This window comes from Neorhizobium sp. BT27B (genome assembly GCF_050455485.1).
Classification (GTDB): Bacteria; Pseudomonadota; Alphaproteobacteria; order Rhizobiales; family Rhizobiaceae; genus Neorhizobium.
Genome location: NZ_JBCIYT010000001.1, coordinates 828,703 through 846,107, shown reverse-complemented (window position 1 = coordinate 846,107; position 17,405 = coordinate 828,703). Strand labels below are relative to the sequence as shown.

Here is a 17,405-nt window from a genome sequence, read left to right as displayed (position 1 = left end):
GTGCGCCGCAATCACTCGCGATATCAGTCTATCTGATCAGCGGTAGGTCGCAATTAAGGCTCTACAGAATGATGCAGTGCTATCGGTGCCGCCGAAAAGGCATTAGATTCCCAATCTGAAAGCGCGCTGCGGATCAACGCCTTACACGATCTTTGTCAGTCTGTGAATGGGCGATTGGAGATCGACGCGCGGGTAAGATAGCTAGTAATGCCTGTCCGCGTGCCTATTTCACTAGCTATGAAATAGGATAGCTCTGCTGCGTGGTCTACTGCTTTGGAAAGCTCTTTGCCACTAAGCAGGGCATCAATAATGCCGGCTGCTGCGGCATCACCTGCGCCGGTTCCGTCACGATATATCAATCCTTGCGGCGCAGGTATCGATCTGTCCCAGTGTTTGACGATCTTGTCCGTACCCAGCACGACGGTGAGGTGCATTGGGTGTGTAGGTCGTGTTTCCTGCCGTTCTGGCCGTTTGATGCAAAGCAGAACCTGTGGCCTCTGGCTCAGTCTGCTACGGAATGTCAGGAAGCGATCCACGAGCGTCAGCAATCGCTCGGTGGTACAGTCCCCTTCCGCGACACCGTCCAACAAATACATTAGTTGGTGCTCGTATAAAAATATTATATCAGCGCGCGATATCATCAACTCGTTGTAATCATTCTGCGCTCCAACGACGGAATGAAGGTCCCCGGGAACAAATGAGCAGATGACATCTGGTGTAAGCCCCGCCACTAATTGTCTCATGACGGGTAACATATCATGATCAGGCCTGCTGCCCTCCCGAGCATCGGCCTCTTGGACGAACGAAGATATATGTACAAAGGCGCTATTATTTGCACGTTCAAGAATCTGCGGCATCGCTTTTGATAACTCCCCCGCAGCCCGAAGATTTGCGCCGGGAGATACGCAGATAAAACGACTGCCTGTATTGTCTACGAGTACGATGGTTTCCCCGGGCTTCTCATCCATTCTGACAAGTAGGGAGGTATCTATACGAGCCTCGTCGAGGTCCTTTTGTAATTCGTCACCTGGCGATTTTGTACCGAGCACGCCGCACAAGGATACGCGCCGGTCCAGGCGTCCAAGTAGATAGGCCGTATTTGCTCCCGAACCACCTGGCGACTGGCTTCTAGTCAATGCGACCATTTCACGGTTTGGCTTGATTTGGCGTGAGACGGTGAAGAAATAGTCATAGTTATTGGCGGTGATGACTAGAACGTCGTTCAGAAACTCGTTATCTTTTTTCGGGTAAAAAGAATTGTATATATTGAATATTTCGTCGTTCGTGGACTCAATGTCCTGATTTTTCTTAAATGTATCAGTTATTTCTTTGTGCAGAAGTGTTGCAATAGCAACAGATACTGCAATTCCGAGTCCGCCAAGGGATGGTGCTGGGTTGGATAGAAAATAAATTATGGCGGCGGAAGAGGCCGAACCAATAATCAAGATGAGAATTATATATAATTTTCTAAGTCTCGACATATCGAGCCTCACGGAAACATAAATAATTACGGTTTGGTTGGTGCAATCCTTAGATGTATTTTGTTGATAGGCAATAAAAAAGGGCGGCCTTGCGACCGCCCTTTTCGTAATCCTGAACCGGTTGGCTCAGACATAAGACCTTTCGGTCTTACATCATGTCCATACCGCCCATGCCGCCCATGCCGCCAGGCATGCCGCCGCCAGCCGAATCCTTCTTCGGGATTTCGGCGATCATGGCTTCGGTGGTGATCAGCAGCGAAGCAACCGAAGCTGCGTTCTGCAGAGCCGTGCGAACAACCTTGACCGGGTCGACGATGCCCATGGCGATCATGTCGCCATATTCAGACGTCTGGGCGTTGTAGCCGTAGTTGTCTTCGTTCTTCTCGAGGATCTTGCCGACCACGATCGAAGCTTCGTCACCGGCGTTTTCTGCGATCTGGCGAACCAGCGACTGCAGAGCGCGGCGAACGATGTTGACGCCAGCTTCCTGGTCGTCGTTCTCGCCCTTGACGGTGATCTTGGAAGCAGAACGGAGCAGGGCTACGCCGCCGCCCGGTACGATGCCTTCCTGAACAGCAGCGCGCGTCGCGTTCAGAGCGTCGTCGATGCGGTCCTTGCGTTCCTTGACTTCGATTTCGGTCGAGCCGCCAACGCGGATGACGGCAACGCCGCCAGCGAGCTTGGCAAGACGTTCCTGCAGCTTTTCGCGGTCGTAGTCCGAAGTGGTTTCTTCGATCTGCGCCTTGATCTGGGCAACGCGGCCTTCGATGTCAGCCTTCTGGCCAGCACCATCAACGATGGTGGTGTTTTCCTTGGAGATCGAAACCTTCTTGGAACGGCCGAGCATGTCGAGGGTGACGTTTTCGAGCTTGATGCCGAGGTCTTCGGAAATGACGGTGCCGCCCGTGAGGATGGCGATGTCTTCCAGCATGGCCTTGCGGCGATCGCCGAAGCCCGGAGCCTTGACGGCAGCAATCTTCAGGCCGCCACGCAGCTTGTTGACGACGAGCGTAGCAAGCGCTTCGCCTTCGACGTCTTCAGCGATGATGACGAGCGGCTTGCCGGTCTGAACGACGGCTTCCAGAACCGGAAGCATCGCCTGCAGGTTCGACAGCTTCTTCTCGTGAAGGAGAATGTAAGCGTCGTCGAGATCGGCGATCATCTTTTCCGGGTTGGTCACGAAGTAAGGCGACAGGTAGCCGCGGTCGAACTGCATGCCTTCGACGACTTCGAGTTCGGTTTCAGCGGTCTTGGCTTCTTCGACGGTGATAACACCTTCGTTGCCGACCTTCTGCATGGCTTCGGCAATGTCTGCACCAACCTGCTTGTCGCCGTTGGCCGAGATCGTGCCGACCTGGGCAACTTCAGCCGAGGTGGAGATCTTCTTGGCCTTCGCCTGCAGGTCCTTGACGACTTCTGCAACAGCGAGATCAACGCCGCGCTTCAGGTCCATCGGGTTCATGCCGGCAGCAACGGCCTTTGCACCTTCGCGAACGATCGCGCGGGCCAGAACGGTTGCAGTCGTGGTGCCGTCGCCGGCGATGTCGTTGGTCTTCGAAGCAACTTCGCGGACCATCTGGGCGCCCATGTTTTCGAACTTGTCTTCAAGTTCGATTTCCTTGGCGACCGATACACCGTCCTTGGTGATGCGCGGAGCGCCGAAGGACTTGTCGATAACGACGTTACGACCCTTCGGGCCGAGGGTAACCTGCACTGCGTCAGCGAGGATGTCGACGCCGCGCAGCATCTTTTCGCGCGCAGAGCGGCCGAATTTTACTTCTTTAGCTGCCATTTTGAGAACTCCTAGAGCTTAAGCTCAATGGTGATTTCTGATTATCGGTGGAGAAGGTTCGACTGAAAAATCAGCCGATAACGCCCATGATGTCGGATTCCTTCATGATCAGAAGGTCGACGCCATCGAGCTTGACTTCAGTGCCCGACCACTTGCCGAACAGAACGCGGTCGCCGACCTTGACATCCAGAGCAACGAGCGTGCCCTTGTCGTCGCGTGCGCCCGGGCCAACAGCGATGATTTCGCCTTCAGCCGGCTTTTCCTTGGCGGTGTCAGGAATGATGATGCCGCCCTTGGTCTTTTCTTCGGACTCGACGCGCTTGACGACAACGCGGTCATGCAGGGGGCGGAAAGTTGTGCTTGCCATTGTCTAATCCCTCGATCAAATGACATGGACGGGCCGGTGAGGCCCGCGTGATGGGTGTTAGCACTCTCCATATGTGAGTGCCAGCGTGACCGAGATAAGACCGGCCATACCCTGAGTCAAGGAAGGCTCGCAAAATTTCAGCACATGGTGCCGCGGCTTGCGAAACAGCGTTAACGGCATTGTGTGGCAGGAATTTAACGCCTCACCCGGTGCTTATGCACCGCAATGCATTTGCGGCAGGACGGCGCGGAAAACAGCCTCGGTGTTTGCCGAAATCTTTTCCTGGTCGGCCAGCGGACCAGTCCCTCTCACAGTCAACACCTTGCCGCCGTTATACAAAGCGTAACGGCGCTGGGCCTTGTCGAGAAACTTGTTTTCCAGCCAGTAACCGACGGAAGGTCCTTCGACAAACGTGGCGGCGCTGCAATTCGGTCCGGTTTTCAGGCATTTTGCGGTCAGGGTGGCGGCGGTGATAGTGCCGTCTCTCAAGCCCTGTTCCCTGTCATCGTTCATGCCCAGAAAGATGGCAACGAAGCGGGTGTCCTGGCAGTCGGGGCAGATGATCTGAAGCGAACCGTCGTCCATGTAATCGACTTTGAACCCTTCGCCCATAATGGCCGGATCAAGCTTGAGGTCATGGATTTTCTCCATGCAGAAGCCGGATTGCGCATTTGCCTGCGACGCTCCGAGCGCCAGAAAAAGTGAAAAACTCAAAGCTGTTTTTACAGATCTGCGCATATTTGTTCTTATCCGAATGGGTTTTGAAACTGACAATACTGGTTATATGACCGTAACGCCCGTGTCTGAACAGAGGCTAGGAAGTGTAGTCGCAGGAAAATCACAACCCGCAATGTGCGTCATACGTTCTTTACATGACGTTTTTAGGGAATTCCTTGCGGCCATATTGTCGCAGGGTGAGGGGGACACATGGCGGCAATCGATGGCGTGGAACAACAGGGCGGCGCGGGGCCGACGCTTTCCGAACTGACGGGCGTTTTCGCCCGCATCGGCTGCTTGAGCTTTGGCGGCCCCGCCGGCCAGATCGGCATGATGCACCGTAGTCTTGTGGAGGAAAAACGCTGGATCTCGGAAGAGCGTTTTCTGCACGCGCTGAATTACTGCATGCTTCTGCCGGGGCCGGAAGCGCAGCAGCTGGCCACCTATATCGGCTGGCTGGTCGGCGGCATAAGAGGCGGCATCATTGCCGGCCTGCTGTTCATTCTGCCGGGATTGTTCGTGATGATCGGCCTGTCGGCGGCATACTGTCTCTGGCAGGAGACGACATGGCTGGACGGCCTGTTTTTTGGCTTGAAGGCGGCGGTGCTTGTCATCGTCGTCGAGGCGGTGATCCGGCTCGGACGCAAGACGTTGAAAACGGGTTTTCTGCGGACCATCGCGGCGCTTGCCTTTATCGCGCTGTTCTTCTTTGGTCTGCCATTTCCGATCGTTGTTCTTGTTGCGGGCATTGCCGGTGTCATTGCCGTGAAAACAGGCCTGCAGCCGGCAAGTGCGCTCGCTTCATCCGCTGAACCGACGGCCAAACCCCGGCCGTTGCGCGCCATTGCCTCGCTGCTGTTATGGGTCGCCGTCTGGCAGGCGCCGCTGTTTCTGCTCTGGGCGTTGCATGCGCCCGAAAGTCTCTCGGCGATGTTTTCGTTCTTCTCGCGCATGGCGCTGGTGACCTTTGGCGGCGCTTATGCGGTTCTGGCCTATGTGGCGCAGGTAGCGGTGGAGGATTACGGCTGGCTGAGGCCTGGTGAAATGGTGGATGGTCTGGCGCTTGCCGAAACCACACCCGGTCCGCTGGTTCTGGTGCTTTCCTTTGTCGGCTTCCTTGTTGGCTTTCGCGAAACCTCGGGACTTGGCGCCATCGCCGGTGGGGCACTCGGTGCCGTGCTGGTGGCCTGGGCCACGTTTGTGCCGAGCTTCATTTTTATCTTTGCCGGTGCGCCCTTCATCGAACGGATGCGCGGCAATGCGGTCCTGTCGGCGGCACTTTCGGCCATCACCGCAGCAGTTGTCGGGGTGATCCTGAACCTTGCTTTGTGGTTCGGCCTGCATGTCCTTTTTGCAGAGGTGATAAAACTGCCGGTCGCGCCGTCGCTCGGTTTGACCGTGTCCGTGCCGGTTCTTTCGAGTATTGATCTCGCCGCTGTCGCGCTTTTTCTCGTGTCGGCGCTGCTGTTGTTCCGCTTCAAACTCGGTGTCGTGCCGGTGCTCTGTTTCTGCGCCGTCGCCGGCCTCGCGCTGCGGCTGTCGGGGCTTGGTTGACCCGCAACCCTGCATATGACCCCGCTTATGACGCGGACGTGAAATATCGGCTGAAACAGCAAATGCCCTTGCCATCGTCATTGTGCTTTGCGACATGAACGCAAGCTTTATTGATGAATGGACAGGGCAGGCATGACACAGCGTATCCAGAATTTGAGCGACGTGACCGGCGGTTATGACGTCGTTCTCTCCGATGTCTGGGGTGTCGTGCATAACGGCGTTGAAGCCTTTCCGCAGTCCTGCGAAGCGCTTGCTGCCGCCAGCAAGGCCGGCGCCACCGTTGTCCTCATCACCAATTCGCCGCGCCGTTCGGCCGATGTCATCACCCAGATGCGCGCGCTTCACGTTGCCGACGAAACCTATGACCGCATCGTCACCTCGGGTGATGTCACCCGCAAACTGATCGCCGAAGGCCCGAAAAAGGTGTTTCTGCTCGGTCCCGAGCGTGACCTCAACCTGCTTGATGATCTCGACGTCACCGTTACATCCGCGGAAGAGGCGGAAAGTATCGTCTGCACCGGCTTTTTCGATGACGAAAAGGAAGTGCCGGAAGATTATACCGACATGCTGAAGGCATGGGTCGCCCGCGACCTGCCGTTCATCTGCGCCAACCCGGACCTGATCGTCGAGCGCGGCCACAAGATGATCCCCTGCGCCGGTGCCGTTGCCGCCTATTACGAACAGCTCGGCGGCAAGAGCCGGATTGCCGGAAAGCCGCATCACCCGATCTATGAGGCGGCAATCGCCGAAGCGGAAGCGGTGCGCGGTCCTTTCGAGCGCTCGAAGATCTTGGCGATCGGTGACGGCATGCCGACCGATGTGCGCGGTGCGCTTTCACAAGAACTCGACCTGCTTTATATCAGCGGCGGTATCCATGCTGCCGAATACACGGTGGGCGGCCAGACGGACGAAGCGATCCTGAAGGCCTGGCTGACCGAACAAAATGCCACGCCAAAATTCTGGATGCCACGGCTGGCCTGAACGGAATGTTTGCGGAATGACCGTCTTCCATCGCAATGAGAAAAAAGACCCGCTGCCCGACAATCTGAAGGGCGGCGTCATCGCCATCGGCAATTTCGATGGCGTGCATCGCGGCCACCGCAGCGTGCTGGACCGCGCGCTGGAGCTTGCCGCCGAGCGCGGCGTGCCGGCCCTCGTGCTGACATTCGAGCCGCATCCACGCACCGTCTTCAAACCGGACCAGCCGGTCTGCCGCCTCACGGCCGCACCGCTGAAAGCCCGCATTCTCGAATCCATGGGGTTTGGCGCGGTCATCGAATATCCGTTCGACCGCGACTTTGCCGGCCGTTCGGCGGAAGAATTCATCCAGACCATTCTCATTGACTGGCTGGGCGCAAGCGCCGTCGTCACCGGTTTCGATTTCCATTTCGGCAAGGGCCGCGAGGGCGGTCCAGCCTTCCTGATGGCATCCGGTGAACGTCACGGTTTTTCCGTCTCTCTGGTCGATGCCTTTCGCGATGAAAACGCCGAGGTGGTGTCGTCGAGCCGCATCCGCGAACTGATCGCGGAAGGCGACATGGTCGGTGCCGCCGGCCTGCTCGGCTATCGTTATACGGTGGAGGCCGAAGTCATCGATGGCCAGAAGCTCGGCCGCCAGATCGGTTTTCCTACCGCCAACATGGCGCTGCCGCGCGAGGCGGAACTGCGCAACGGCATTTACGCCGTGCGTTTCCGCCGGCCCAATGGCGAGCTTTATGACGGCGTCGCCAGCTATGGCCGCCGCCCGACGGTGACGGAAGACGGCGCACCGCTTCTGGAAACCTACCTGTTCGATTTTTCCGGCGATCTTTACGGCGAAGTCTGCGCCGTCTCCTTTTTCGGCTTCCTGCGCGATGAGCTGAAATTCGACGGGCTGGAGCCGCTGATCGCCCAGATCAAGCGCGACGAGGAAGAGGCAAGGGCGCTATTGTCCGGTGTGACGCCGCTCGGGCCGCTGGATAGCGACATTGCTTTCGCGCAGACCGCGAAAAACGAAGGATAACACCATGGCCACCACCCCGCGCCGCCCGACAAACCCGAAGGATGCCGCCGAAGCCCTGTTCGCGCCGGTCAAGAAAGCCGCGGCACCCGCCGTCGAAAAGCGCGCTGCGCCTGCGGTGAAGGAACAGGTGACGATCAAGCTCGACAGCGCGGTGATCGAGTATTTTCAAGGTGACGGCCCCGGCTGGCAGGACCGCATCAACGATGCGCTGCGGGCCGTGATGGCGGAAAACCCGAAGGATTGAAGCTGCTTTGAATTGCTGAGGGATGCCTCCAGCCGATCTCCCCCCATGTGGGGGAGATGCCCGGCAGGGCAGAGGGGGGTAATCCTCGCGTAAATGCCACTTTGCTATTCACCTGCCGCACCCTCGCATACCCCCCTCTGTCACCTTTCGGTGACATCTCCCCCACATGGGGGGAGATCAAAGGGAGTCAGCCTCGCCGTCCGCATTCCTTTTTATCTTCGCAGCTACCTCTTTGCGGAGGGCTGCAAACTCCCGCTCGACCTCTTCTGCCGGAATGCCTTTGCCAGCAGCGAGTTCCGCCCGCGCAATCTCAATCTTGGCGCGCATGAACGCCACATAGCTCGGATCGTGCCGCTCAGTTGAATCAGGCATTCTCGATCCCTCTGTGGCTTGGAGTTGGTCGATGGTTGGCCGCGATCATATCCGCTGCCACATCCAGAACGACCTCTTCGAAAACGTCCATCGTGGGCGCTTCGATATGCAGCCCATCGATATCGCTTTCCGAATAGAAAACCTTTGCCTCGTCATCCCAGATGGCGTGCACGAAGAACGATCTTTTCATGTCATGGCTCGAAAACGTCTCGACCGCGATCCGGCTCGCGCGTCACGTCGAGTTCCCAGAGGTCGAGGCTTTCCAGAAACTCGAGGAGTGATGTCTTGCCATCCGTTTTTGTCTGCGGACTGACGAATGAAGGTGTCCCGGCATCTCTTACGATCTGCTCGTTTGACCGTGGCTGAGGTTTGTCCACCATAAGCGCCTCCACACTTATGACGATAGCTATAATCCGCTGCCCGTCGAAAGTCGAGAAACACGCCCCAATTCCCCCTTCCTTTCCGCGCCAAAACCCCGTAAGAACCGCGTCCATGACAGATTTCCGGTCGGCCCAGATGATCAGCGCGATGATCATACGAATTATCGGCCCGGCCTTCCGCGCGCTCTGAGCAGCGGCCGGAAGGTCCGGGATTTTGGCGTTTTTTCAAGCGCCCACGCCACCGATGTGTTTATCCGCATTGCGCCCTTGAGCGGCGCCAAGAGATGATTGCCCAAAATGACCGATAACGTTGAAAAGCTCGATTATTCGAAAACCCTCTATCTGCCCGAAACCGAATTCCCGATGCGCGCCGGCCTGCCGCAGAAGGAGCCGGAAACCGTTGCCCGCTGGCGCGAGATGGATCTCTACAAGAAGCTGCGCGCCTCCGCTGCCGGCCGGGAAAAATTCGTGCTGCACGATGGCCCTCCCTATGCCAACGGCAATATCCATATCGGCCACGCGCTGAACAAGATCCTGAAAGACGTCATCACCCGCTCGTTCCAGATGCGCGGTTACGATAGCAACTACGTTCCCGGCTGGGATTGCCACGGCCTGCCGATCGAGTGGAAGATCGAGGAAGAGAATTACCGCGCCAAGGGCAAGGCAAAGCCTGACCTGAAGCAGCCCGACGCGATGATCGAATTCCGCAAGGAATGCCGCGCCTATGCTGAAAAGTGGATCAAGATCCAGGCGGAAGAGTTCAAGCGCCTCGGCATCGTCGGCGATTTCGACAACCCGTATCTGACGATGAATTTTCACGCCGAAAGCCGCATCGCCGGCGAACTGCTGAAAATCGCCATGAGCGGACAGCTGTATCGCGGATCGAAGCCGATCATGTGGTCGGTCGTCGAGCGCACGGCGCTGGCCGAGGCCGAGGTCGAGTATCACGATTACGAGAGTGACACGATCTGGGTGAAGTTCCCGGTCGCCGGTGGCTCGGAAGAGTTGGCCGATGCCCACGTCGTCATCTGGACCACCACGCCCTGGACTATCCCCGGCAACCGCGCCATCGCGTTTTCGCCGAAGGTTGCTTACGGCCTCTATGAAGTCCTGACCGCCGAAAACGATTTTGGCCCGCGTCCGGGTGAAAAGCTGATCTTCGCCAATGGCCTGTCGGAAGAATCCGCCGCCAAGGCAAAGCTCACCTTCAAGAAGCTGCGTGACGTTTCTGCCGATGAACTCGGCGCCATCACCGCTGCCCATCCCCTCAAGGATCTCGGCTACGACTTCATTGTCCCGCTTCTCGCCGGCGATCACGTCACCGACGATGCCGGCACTGGTTTCGTCCACACCGCGCCGTCTCACGGCCGCGAAGACTTTGACGCCTGGATGTCCTCGGCCAAGGAACTCGAAGCCCGCGGCATCGATCCGCGCATCCCGTTCCCGGTCGACGACAGCGGCACCTACACCGCCGATGCACCCGGTTTCGAGGGTGGCCGCGTCATGGATGACAACGGCAAGAAGGGCGATGCCAACGACCGCGTCATCAAGGCGCTGATCGAACGCAACGCGCTGTTTGCCCGCGGTCGCCTGAAACACCAGTATCCGCATTCGTGGCGCTCCAAAAAGCCGATCATCTTCCGCAACACGCCGCAGTGGTTCGTCTATATGGACAAGGACCTGAAGGACGGCACGACTTTGCGCACCCGCGCGCTTTCCGCCATCGACGACACCCGTTTCGTGCCCGCCGGTGGCCAGAACCGTCTGCGCGCCATGATCGAACAGCGCCCCGACTGGGTGCTTTCGCGCCAGCGCGCATGGGGCGTCCCGATCTGCGTGTTTGCCGATGAAGATGGCAATGTCCTGCAGGACGAAGCCGTTAACGCCCGCATTCTCGAGGCCTTCGATGCCGAAGGTGCCGACGCATGGTTTGCCGCCGGCGCCAAGGAGCGTTTCCTCGGCAATCGCGAAGACGCGGCCAAGTGGACCCAGGTCATGGACATTCTTGACGTCTGGTTCGACTCTGGCTCGACTCACACGTTCACGCTGGAAGATCGTCCCGACCTGAAATGGCCGGCCGATGTCTATCTCGAAGGCTCCGACCAGCATCGCGGCTGGTTCCATTCCTCGCTTCTGGAATCGGCTGCCACCCGTGGCCGCGCGCCTTACGACACGGTCGTCACCCATGGTTTCACCATGGATGAAAAGGGCCAGAAGATGTCGAAATCGCTCGGCAATGTCGTGTCCCCGCAGGACGTGATGAAGGACAGCGGTGCCGATATCCTGCGCCTCTGGGTCATGACCACGGATTACTGGGAAGACCAGCGCCTCGGCAAGACGATCATCCAGACCAATGTCGATGCCTATCGCAAGCTGCGCAACACCATTCGCTGGATGCTCGGCACGCTCGCACATGACGATGGCGAAGAGATCGCCTACGCGGAACTGCCCGAACTCGAAAAGCTGATGCTGCACCGCCTGTCCGAACTGGATGCGCTGGTGCGTGAGGGCTATGACGCATTCGAATTCAAGAAGATCGCCCGCGCCCTGATCGATTTCTCCAATATCGAACTGTCGGCCTTCTATTTCGACATCCGCAAGGACGCGCTTTATTGCGACGCCCCGTCGTCGCTGCGCCGTCGCGCGGCGCTCGCCGTCATCCGCAAGATTTTTGAATGCACGGTGACGTGGCTGGCTCCCATGCTGCCGTTCACCACGGAAGAGGCATGGCTGTCGCTGAAAGCCGATGCGGTATCGGTCCATCTGGAACAGTTCCCAACCGTTCCTGCTGAATGGAAGAACGAAGCTGTTGCCGAAAAGTGGGCAAAGATCCGCAAGGTGCGCTCAGTCGTCACCGGCGCTCTGGAAATCGAGCGCAAGGACAAGCGTATCGGCTCGTCGCTGGAAGCGGCCCCGGTGGTTTATGTTGCCGATGCCGAATTGTTGAAGGCGCTGGAAGGCCTCGAATTCGAGGAAACCTGCATCACCTCGGCGATCACGATCACCGCAGGTGAAGGCCCGGAAACGGCCTTCCGTCTGCCGGAAGTTCAGGGCGTGTCGGTCGAGCCGAAGCCTGCGGAAGGCGTAAAATGCGCCCGTTCGTGGCGGGTGACGACGGATGTCGGCTCCGATGCTGCCTATCCGGATGTTTCGGCACGTGATGCCGAGGCGCTGCATGAACTGGCCAGGCTCGGCAAGCTTGGTTGATCGGTCGGGCTGATTGAAATGCGACGGATGATTGCGCTTGGCGCAGTCATCCGTTAATCCTGCCTGAAATTGGCCGGATTTTTCCGTCAGGCCGAGACAGGTATCGTTTTGCGTCGAGGACGGGCGCGGCTGGAAGGGTTTTGATGAAGACGTCACAGGTGTTTCGTTCCGGCCTTGGTGTAACGGCCATCGTCGCGGTGCTCGCGGGTGTTTCTGGCTGCCAGAGCCCGACCTACGGAACCAGCAAGAGTGCTGCCGAACAGTTGGCTGATGACCTTGGAAGCGCCGTTTCCATTGGTGGCGGCGACAAGAAAAAGGACGTGCGGTACAATCCGCGTCCGGGTCTGGTCGTGGCCGGCAAGGGCGTAAGCGATCTGCCTGCGCCGCAGCAGTCCATGGCCAACCGCGAAAACAATCCGAATTGGGCTGAATCGCCGGAAGAGACCCGCCAGCGTCTGCGTGAAGAGGCCGCTGCCAACGAAAACAATCCGCGTTACGTATCGCCGCTCACAGTCGGTAAGGGACAGGGCGGCCAGCTGACCGAAAGCCAGAAGTGGGAAGCTTTCCGTCAGGCCAAGGCAGAAGCCAAGTCCGGCAGCACGATCGGTTCCGGCCAGCGCCGTTTCCTGACCGATCCGCCGGCCGAATATCGTCAGGTCGATAATGCCGATGATCTCGGCGAACCGGAAAAGGTCAAGGAACGCCGCCGCAAGAAGGAAGCCGAAGCCAACGGCAAGCAGAATTCCGCCTGGTGGAAGCCGTTCCAGTAAAGTCTTGATGGCCGGGATTTTTCCCGGCCTCTCTGTGTCTGGCAAAGCCCGGTTTCCCCTCCGTCGTCATCCTCGGGCTTGACCCGAGGACCCAAAGCCAAGCGCTCGGTGGGTGCCGCGTGGATTCTCGGGTCAAGCCCGAGGATGACGGAAGAGAGGTTGGCACCCTTTCCGTTGAGGCACCTTAGTCCCGCCGTGCTTTAAAAAAATCCGTCAAAATTTCCGCCGCCGCCGTTTCATTCAGGCCCGCATAGACATCCGGCACATGGTGGCAGGTCGGTGCCGCATAAAACTGCACACCGCTTTCCACCGCGCCGCCCTTGGGGTCGTGTGCGCCGTAATACAGTCGGCGGATGCGGGCGAACGAAATGGCCGCCGCGCACATGGTGCAGGGTTCCAGCGTCACGTAGAGATCGGCACCGCTCAGCCGCTCCTGCCCGAGTTCCTCGCAGGCCATGCGGATGGCGACGATTTCCGCATGCGCCGTCACGTCATTCGTCTCGCGCGTGCGGTTTCCGCCACGCCCGACAATGCGCCCGTCCATGACGATGACGGCGCCGATCGGCACTTCACCACGGTCGCCGGCATGTTTTGCCTCGACCAAAGCCTCGTCCATGAAACGATTTGTCCCCGTCATTGGGCGATTTCCTCTTAACCCGATCCACTCTAACTGGTAGGACGGGTTCAATCTGCGTCACCCGAAGCACAAGGCAACGGGTATGATGCGACATAAACTCAACATGATCTGTCCGGTGTTACGCCGGAGATACATCACGCTTCAGGCAAACAACAAATGAGCTTTAAAGACAAGCCGAAGCGCGGCGGGCCCAAGCCCTTCGAGCGCGAAATCAAGCCCCGGTCCAACCCGAAGCCGCAAGCGGCCAAGGATGCACCGGTGAAAAAGGCCCCCCGCAAGCTGCCGGCAGCCCCGGCAACGGTGGAAGCCGATGGCAAGCCCGAGCGCATTTCTAAGATCCTTGCCCGCGTCGGCGTGGCATCGCGCCGCGATATCGAGCGCATGATCATGGAAGGCCGCGTCACCCTCAATGGCAAGCTTCTGGAAACCCCGGTCGTCAACGTCACCTTCGAAGACAAGATCGAAGTGGATGGCGTGCCGATCCGCGGCGTCGAGCGCACCCGCCTGTGGCTGTACCACAAGCCCGGCGGTCTGGTGACCACCAATTCCGATCCGGAAGGCCGTCCGACCGTTTTCGAAAACCTGCCGGACGATCTGCCGCGCGTGTTGTCCATCGGCCGCCTCGATATCAACACCGAAGGCCTGCTGCTGCTGACCAATGACGGCGGCCTGTCGCGCGTTCTCGAACTGCCGACCACCGGCTGGCTGCGCCGTTACCGCGTGCGCGCCCATGGTGAGGTAGATCAGGCGAAACTCGACACGCTGAAGGACGGTATCGCCGTCGACGGCGTTCTCTACGGTTCCATCGAAGCGACACTCGACCGTTCCCAGGGCCGCAACGTGTGGATCACCATGGGTCTGCGCGAAGGCAAGAACCGCGAAATCAAGAACGTGCTCGGCGCGCTTGGTCTCGAGGTCAACCGACTGATCCGTATCTCCTACGGCCCGTTCCAGCTAGGTGATCTGGAAGAAGGTCGCGTCGTCGAGGTCAAGGGCCGCATGCTGCGCGATCAGCTTGGTCCGCGCCTCATTGCCGATGCCAAGGCCAATTTCGACGCGCCGATCTATGGCAATGCCGTCGATACCGAGGAAGCACCGGCGGCACGCGGTGGCAAGCCTGAACGTCAGGAGCGCCCCGACCGGAACGAGCGCCCGGCACGCGACGATCGCTCCGAGCGTGGAGACTGGAACCGTGAAAAGCCCGCAGAGCGTCGTTCCGACGATCGTTTTGGCGACAAGCCGCGTGGCCCCAAGCCCGCTGGCGATCGTGGGCCAAAAAGCTTTGGCAACAAGGGGCCAGGTGCCGCGCGTGGTGGTTTTGCCGATCGCGGCCGGGATGGCGAAGGCGAAGAGCGTCCCAAGAAGCGCCCGGCGCTCGGCACCAGCCGCACCGCCAATGTCTGGATGGCGCCCGGCGCCCGCCCGACCACCGATGACCGCGGCCGCAAGGTTTCCGCACGCAGCGAAGCCGAGCAGCTATTCAAGAAGCCGGCGCCGCAGAACGACCGCCCGATCGTCATCAATCGCGTCGAAGGCGACAGCGACTGGATCCGCGCCGACAGCCCGCCGGAACCGGAACGTGGCGACAAGCGCGGCGGTTTTGGCGACAAGCCACGTGGCGAACGTTCCTTCGGCGACAAGCCCCGCTTCGATCGCAAGCCCCGCGAAGATGGCGACCGCCCACGCGGTGACCGTGGTGACCGTCCGGCAGGAGACCGCCCCCGTGGTGATCGCCCTTACGGCGACCGTCCGGCGCGTGGCGGCGAGCGTTCGTTCGACAAGCCGCGTGGCGAGGGCTCTTTTGGAGACAAGCCGCGTTTCGACCGCAAGCCGCGGGAAGAGGGTGATCGCCCGCGTGGTGATCGTCCCGCCGGTGACCGTCCATATGGTGACAAGCCACGTGGCGAACGCTCCTTCGGCGACAAGCCGCGTTTCGATCGCAAGCCACGCGAAGAGGGTGACCGCCCGCGCAGCGACAGGCCCCGCGGCGACCGTCCGTTCAGCGACCGACCGCGCGGAGATCGCGCGGATCGTGGCGAGCGTCCGGCGCGTGCCTTCGGTGGCGAGGGCCGTTCGGAGCGTCCGGCCGGTGATCGCCCTTACGGCGACCGCCCGCAGGGTGATCGTCCCCGCAGCGGCAAGCCCGGTGGCTTTGGCGGTGGCAAACCCGGTTTCGGCGGCAAGCCGGCCGGTGGCCGTGGCAAGCCCGGTGGTGGCAAGCCAGGTGGCGGAAAGTCCTTTGGCGGCAAGCCCGGCGGCGGTGGAAAACCCGGTGGTGCTCCCCGCTCCGGCGGACGACCAGGCGGGGCTAAGCCGCGCACGCCGAGAGGGTAAGGCCAAGTGCGGATTGTAGGCGGTGAATTCCGCGGCCGCGCATTGGCTGCTCCGAAGTCGAACGATATCCGGCCGACCATCGACCGGACGCGCGAAAGCCTGTTCAACATCATCGGCCACGTTTATCCCGAGGCCGTTGATCAGTGCCGTGTTCTCGATCTTTTCGCCGGCACCGGCGCGGTGGGGCTTGAAGCCCTGTCGCGCGGCTGCCGTTCGGCGCTGTTCGTGGAGAATGGCGTCGAAGGTCGTGGCCTTCTGTGGGAAAACATCGAAAGCCTCGGCCTGCATGGCCGCGCCCGCATCCTGCGGCGCGATGCCACCAAGCTCGGCACGGCCAACAATATCGAGCCGTTCCAGTTCGTGTTCGCCGACCCGCCTTATGGCAAGGGGCTCGGCGAGGCGGCGCTTCTCTCCGCCCATGAGGGCGGCTGGCTGGCGCCCGGCGCGCTTGCAATTCTGGAAGAGCGTGCCGATGTAACGGTGACGGTCGATGCCTGTTTCAAGCCGCTCGAAAGTCGTTCCTTCGGCGATACGCGGATAGACTTCTTCCGCTACCAGCCGAGCTGAGGATTTTTCTTCGATGAACACCCGCCTCTCCATCCCGCATGCTTCGGCATTTCAGTCGGCCAGAGAGGCGGGAACAGAACCAAGGGTGGCGATCGCGTTTGGTGGCGGCGGTGCACGCGGCATCGCCCATATCCCCATCATCGAAGCGCTCGATGAACTCGGCATTCGCCCGGTGGCGATTGCCGGTTCCTCCATCGGCGCCATCATGGGCGCCGGCATGGCGGCCGGCATGCGCGGCCGCGAAATCCGCGATTATACCAAGGCAACCGTCGGCAACCGCCGCCTCATCGCCAACCGGCTCTGGGCACTCGGCCCGGCCAGCATGCGCGACCGCATCGGTGGCTTCAAGCTCGGCCATTTCAACCTCGAACCGATCCTCGGCGCCTTTCTGCCGGCGGCCGTGCCGGAAAAATTCGACGCACTGCATATTCCGCTGAAGGTGACGGCGACGGATTATTACGGCCAGAAAGAGGTCATCCTCGAAGAAGGCGACCTGCTGCCGGCGATTGCTGCCTCCGCCGCCATTCCGGCGCTGTTCATGCCGGTGCATGTCAACGGCCGCATCATGGTCGATGGCGGCATTCTGAACCCCATCCCCTATGACCACCTTCTCGATCTCGCCGACATCGTCATCGGCGTCGATGTCGTCGGCGGCCCGGAAGGCGACGGCACCCATATGCCCAACCGCATCGACAGCCTTTTCGGCTCAAGCCAGCTGATGATGCAGGGCTGTATCGCGCTGAAACTGAAGCTGCACCCGCCCCACATTTTCCTGCGCCCCCGCGTCGCCCGCTTCGGCATTCTCGATTTTCACAAGGTGGGCGAGATCCTCGATGAGGCCAGCGAGATCAAGGACGAGCTGAAGCGCTCGATCGATGCCTTGTGGAAGGTGACGGCGAGCGGGTAGGGGGGCGTCTTGCAAACGCTCTGGAATACAGGCCTTGGACAGGCTATATTCGCGGCGAGCGCGTATAATTTGGA

Annotated in this window: 17 protein-coding genes; 9 read left to right on the top strand and 8 right to left on the bottom strand. The window is 59.8% G+C overall.

Features of this window, described 5'->3' with window-relative positions:
• Positions 1–155: 155 nt before the first annotated feature.
• From AAIH70_RS04450 to AAIH70_RS04435, 4 genes are all read right to left on the bottom strand, one after another.
• Positions 156–1,481 (bottom strand): carbohydrate kinase family protein, encoded by a 1,326-nt coding sequence (locus tag AAIH70_RS04450; protein WP_430033253.1) that lies wholly within the window; start codon positions 1,479–1,481, stop codon positions 156–158.
• Between the two features lie 148 nt (positions 1,482–1,629).
• A complete protein-coding gene (gene groL, locus AAIH70_RS04445; protein WP_132272782.1) occupies positions 1,630–3,273 on the bottom strand; it encodes a chaperonin GroEL in 1,644 nt (547 codons plus the stop codon).
• A gap of 70 nt (positions 3,274–3,343) precedes the next feature.
• Positions 3,344–3,640 (bottom strand): co-chaperone GroES, encoded by a 297-nt coding sequence (gene groES / locus AAIH70_RS04440; protein WP_132272783.1) that lies wholly within the window; start codon positions 3,638–3,640, stop codon positions 3,344–3,346.
• A 213-nt stretch (positions 3,641–3,853) separates the two neighbouring features.
• Positions 3,854–4,378, bottom strand: a complete 525-nt coding sequence (locus AAIH70_RS04435; RefSeq protein ID WP_132272784.1) for a hypothetical protein — start codon at positions 4,376–4,378, stop codon at positions 3,854–3,856.
• 189 nt (positions 4,379–4,567) lie between these two features.
• On the opposite strand from AAIH70_RS04435, the gene chrA reads away from it, so the two are divergent.
• The 4 genes from chrA to AAIH70_RS04415 all read left to right on the top strand — a co-directional run bounded on the left by chrA (position 4,568) and on the right by AAIH70_RS04415 (position 8,157).
• Entirely contained in the window at positions 4,568–5,911 is a 1,344-nt protein-coding gene (gene chrA, locus AAIH70_RS04430; protein ID WP_132272785.1) for a chromate efflux transporter, read from the top strand.
• Between the two features lie 132 nt (positions 5,912–6,043).
• Entirely contained in the window at positions 6,044–6,892 is an 849-nt protein-coding gene (locus AAIH70_RS04425; protein ID WP_132272786.1) for a TIGR01459 family HAD-type hydrolase, read from the top strand.
• 16 nt (positions 6,893–6,908) lie between these two features.
• Positions 6,909–7,913 (top strand): bifunctional riboflavin kinase/FAD synthetase, encoded by a 1,005-nt coding sequence (locus AAIH70_RS04420; protein ID WP_132272787.1) that lies wholly within the window; start codon positions 6,909–6,911, stop codon positions 7,911–7,913.
• A 4-nt stretch (positions 7,914–7,917) separates the two neighbouring features.
• A complete protein-coding gene (locus AAIH70_RS04415; RefSeq protein ID WP_132272788.1) occupies positions 7,918–8,157 on the top strand; it encodes a BrnA antitoxin family protein in 240 nt (79 codons plus the stop codon).
• A 177-nt stretch (positions 8,158–8,334) separates the two neighbouring features.
• On the opposite strand, the gene AAIH70_RS04410 is transcribed toward AAIH70_RS04415, so the two are convergent.
• The 3 genes from AAIH70_RS04410 to AAIH70_RS04400 are packed head-to-tail and all read right to left on the bottom strand — an operon-like array spanning position 8,335 to position 9,065.
• Positions 8,335–8,529, bottom strand: coding sequence for a hypothetical protein (locus tag AAIH70_RS04410; protein WP_132272789.1), 195 nt, complete (start codon positions 8,527–8,529; stop codon positions 8,335–8,337).
• Complete coding sequence (locus AAIH70_RS04405) at positions 8,522–8,719, bottom strand: DUF1902 domain-containing protein (protein ID WP_132272790.1); 198 nt, start codon at positions 8,717–8,719, stop codon at positions 8,522–8,524. Before AAIH70_RS04405 ends, AAIH70_RS04410 begins: the two co-directional genes overlap by 8 nt.
• A 1-nt stretch (position 8,720) precedes the next feature.
• Complete coding sequence (locus tag AAIH70_RS04400; RefSeq protein WP_132272791.1) at positions 8,721–9,065, bottom strand: hypothetical protein; 345 nt, start codon at positions 9,063–9,065, stop codon at positions 8,721–8,723.
• A gap of 141 nt (positions 9,066–9,206) precedes the next feature.
• Here AAIH70_RS04400 and ileS point away from each other — a divergent pair, with 141 nt between their 5' ends.
• Together ileS and AAIH70_RS04390 are read left to right on the top strand one after the other, a co-directional pair.
• A complete protein-coding gene (ileS, locus tag AAIH70_RS04395; RefSeq protein ID WP_132272792.1) occupies positions 9,207–12,116 on the top strand; it encodes an isoleucine--tRNA ligase in 2,910 nt (969 codons plus the stop codon).
• A 143-nt stretch (positions 12,117–12,259) separates the two neighbouring features.
• Positions 12,260–12,886: a hypothetical protein gene (locus AAIH70_RS04390; protein ID WP_132272793.1), complete on the top strand. Its 627-nt coding sequence runs from the start codon at positions 12,260–12,262 to the stop codon at positions 12,884–12,886.
• Between the two features lie 184 nt (positions 12,887–13,070).
• Here the strand turns inward: AAIH70_RS04390 and AAIH70_RS04385 are convergent, their stop codons facing one another.
• Positions 13,071–13,523 carry a nucleoside deaminase gene (locus AAIH70_RS04385; RefSeq protein ID WP_132272794.1) on the bottom strand — a complete coding sequence of 151 codons (453 nt, stop codon included), beginning with the start codon at positions 13,521–13,523 and terminating at the stop codon, positions 13,071–13,073.
• A gap of 156 nt (positions 13,524–13,679) precedes the next feature.
• Here AAIH70_RS04385 and AAIH70_RS04380 point away from each other — a divergent pair, with 156 nt between their 5' ends.
• From AAIH70_RS04380 to AAIH70_RS04370, 3 genes are read left to right on the top strand one after another with little or no spacing between them, the layout of a single operon-like run.
• Positions 13,680–15,857: a pseudouridine synthase gene (locus AAIH70_RS04380; protein ID WP_132272795.1), complete on the top strand. Its 2,178-nt coding sequence runs from the start codon at positions 13,680–13,682 to the stop codon at positions 15,855–15,857.
• Positions 15,858–15,863: 6 nt separating this feature from the next.
• Positions 15,864–16,424, top strand: a complete 561-nt coding sequence (gene rsmD, locus AAIH70_RS04375; RefSeq protein WP_132272796.1) for a 16S rRNA (guanine(966)-N(2))-methyltransferase RsmD — start codon at positions 15,864–15,866, stop codon at positions 16,422–16,424.
• Positions 16,425–16,437: 13 nt separating this feature from the next.
• Positions 16,438–17,331, top strand: a complete 894-nt coding sequence (locus AAIH70_RS04370) for a patatin-like phospholipase family protein (protein ID WP_132272797.1) — start codon at positions 16,438–16,440, stop codon at positions 17,329–17,331.
• Positions 17,332–17,405 lie beyond the last annotated feature (74 nt).

Bases quoted from the DNA above. Each gene is read 5' to 3' on its own strand.
- AAIH70_RS04450 (WP_430033253.1), bottom strand. From the start codon at position 1,481: ATGTCGAGACTTAGAAAATTATATATAATTCTCATCTTGATTATTGGT.
- groL (WP_132272782.1), bottom strand. From the start codon at position 3,273: ATGGCAGCTAAAGAAGTAAAATTCGGCCGCTCTGCGCGCGAAAAGATG.
- groES (WP_132272783.1), bottom strand. From the start codon at position 3,640: ATGGCAAGCACAACTTTCCGCCCCCTGCATGACCGCGTTGTCGTCAAG.
- AAIH70_RS04435 (WP_132272784.1), bottom strand. From the start codon at position 4,378: ATGCGCAGATCTGTAAAAACAGCTTTGAGTTTTTCACTTTTTCTGGCG.
- chrA (WP_132272785.1), top strand. From the start codon at position 4,568: ATGGCGGCAATCGATGGCGTGGAACAACAGGGCGGCGCGGGGCCGACG.
- AAIH70_RS04425 (WP_132272786.1), top strand. From the start codon at position 6,044: ATGACACAGCGTATCCAGAATTTGAGCGACGTGACCGGCGGTTATGAC.
- AAIH70_RS04420 (WP_132272787.1), top strand. From the start codon at position 6,909: ATGACCGTCTTCCATCGCAATGAGAAAAAAGACCCGCTGCCCGACAAT.
- AAIH70_RS04415 (WP_132272788.1), top strand. From the start codon at position 7,918: ATGGCCACCACCCCGCGCCGCCCGACAAACCCGAAGGATGCCGCCGAA.
- AAIH70_RS04410 (WP_132272789.1), bottom strand. From the start codon at position 8,529: ATGCCTGATTCAACTGAGCGGCACGATCCGAGCTATGTGGCGTTCATG.
- AAIH70_RS04405 (WP_132272790.1), bottom strand. From the start codon at position 8,719: ATGAAAAGATCGTTCTTCGTGCACGCCATCTGGGATGACGAGGCAAAG.
- AAIH70_RS04400 (WP_132272791.1), bottom strand. From the start codon at position 9,065: ATGATCATCGCGCTGATCATCTGGGCCGACCGGAAATCTGTCATGGAC.
- ileS (WP_132272792.1), top strand. From the start codon at position 9,207: ATGACCGATAACGTTGAAAAGCTCGATTATTCGAAAACCCTCTATCTG.
- AAIH70_RS04390 (WP_132272793.1), top strand. From the start codon at position 12,260: ATGAAGACGTCACAGGTGTTTCGTTCCGGCCTTGGTGTAACGGCCATC.
- AAIH70_RS04385 (WP_132272794.1), bottom strand. From the start codon at position 13,523: ATGACGGGGACAAATCGTTTCATGGACGAGGCTTTGGTCGAGGCAAAA.
- AAIH70_RS04380 (WP_132272795.1), top strand. From the start codon at position 13,680: ATGAGCTTTAAAGACAAGCCGAAGCGCGGCGGGCCCAAGCCCTTCGAG.
- AAIH70_RS04370 (WP_132272797.1), top strand. From the start codon at position 16,438: ATGAACACCCGCCTCTCCATCCCGCATGCTTCGGCATTTCAGTCGGCC.